Source organism: Streptomyces sp. URMC 123 (genome assembly GCF_051386515.1).
Classification (GTDB): Bacteria; Actinomycetota; Actinomycetes; order Streptomycetales; family Streptomycetaceae; genus Streptomyces.
The window spans coordinates 1-1,286 of the sequence record NZ_JBPQTV010000619.1; the positions used below are offsets into that span (position 1 = coordinate 1).

Below are 1,286 nucleotides of genomic sequence, written 5' to 3' on the forward strand. Positions count from 1 at the left end.
GTACGGGGGCCGCGGGGGGCCGGAGGGCGTCGGCCGGCGGCTCGGGCCGTGCGAAGTCGCTCCGGGGCTGGGGCGTCTCCGGTGTCGTGCGGTCCAACGGTCCTCCTGGGGCGCGGGGGTTGGGCGCTGCTGGTGGCAGCGCGGGGTCCGGTGCGACGAGCGGGACGACTGATCGTGTACACCGCCATGGCCGATGGTCAACACCCCGTGGCCCCTTGTGGACGGACCGTCATCCGGCCGCAACACGCCACCCCCGCGTCGCGGAGCCCTGCCCCAGGGGCCCTAGCGAAGGAAGGCGACGATCCGCTTCCGCAGCGACCCGGCGTCCAGCCCGTGGGCCGTGAGGTGCTCCTCCATCGACCCGTAGCGGCGCAGCTCGCGCCGGGGCGTGCCGAGCCCGAGGACCCGGTGCGGGATGTCCGCCAGCGCGTCATTGGCCGCCGTGGTGGACGTGCCCTCCAGATACGGCTCGACGACCACGACGTCCGTACGGTCCGCCCAGCCGACCGCCCGCCGCAGCGCCTCGCGGTCGAACGGCCGTACGGTCGCCGCGTACAGAACGGTCACATCCAGGCCCTCCACCGCCTCTAGTACGGCGGAGAGCATGGGCCCGACGGCGACGACCACCCCGCCGCGCCCCTCTCGCACGGTCAGGAAGCCGTTGCCGGTCACGGGCAGGGCCGTGGGGTTGGTCTGGACGGAGAGCCGCACGTACACCTTGTCGTCGCCGGCGGCCGCGGCGTGCCGGATCAGCGTCTCGGCCTCGTCCGGGTGGCCGGGCACGTGGACGGTCCAGCCGTCCAGGGTGTCGAGCAGGGCCACGTCGCCTGGGGCCATGTGGGTGTATCCGCCGGCGGGCCAGTCGTACGAGGCCCCGGCGCTGACCAGCACCCCGCCCACGCCCTGATGGCCGAAGTCCAGCTTCACCTGCTCGAACGGGCGCTCGACGAGGAAGCTGGCGAAGGTGTGCATGATCGGGCGCAGACCGGTGAGCGCGAGGCCGCCGCCCGCGCCGATGAGCAGCTGCTCCCGGATGCCGACGTTGATCACTCGGTCGGGGTGGCGGCGGGCGGCCTCCCGGAAGCCGTCGACGCCGATCTCGGCGAGCACGAGGGCCAGCCGGGGGTCCTGGTCGAGGAGGGCGGAGACGGTGGAGGTGAAGCGCTCACGCATGGTGTCCATGGCGGGGTGGTCCTTCCGGGAGTCGGGAACGGGTTCCGGTTCGGGGGCGTGGCGGCCGGGTCCGGGCGCGGGGTCGGCGGTGCGGGCGGGGGTACGGCCGGGGG

1 protein-coding gene is annotated in these 1,286 nt (G+C 74.5%); it reads right to left on the reverse strand.

The window, feature by feature from the left end:
• Window positions 1-282 precede the first annotated feature (282 nt).
• Window positions 283-1,182, reverse strand: coding sequence for a transketolase family protein (locus ACSNOD_RS31255; RefSeq protein ID WP_436770449.1), 900 nt, complete (start codon window positions 1,180-1,182; stop codon window positions 283-285).
• Window positions 1,183-1,286 lie beyond the last annotated feature (104 nt).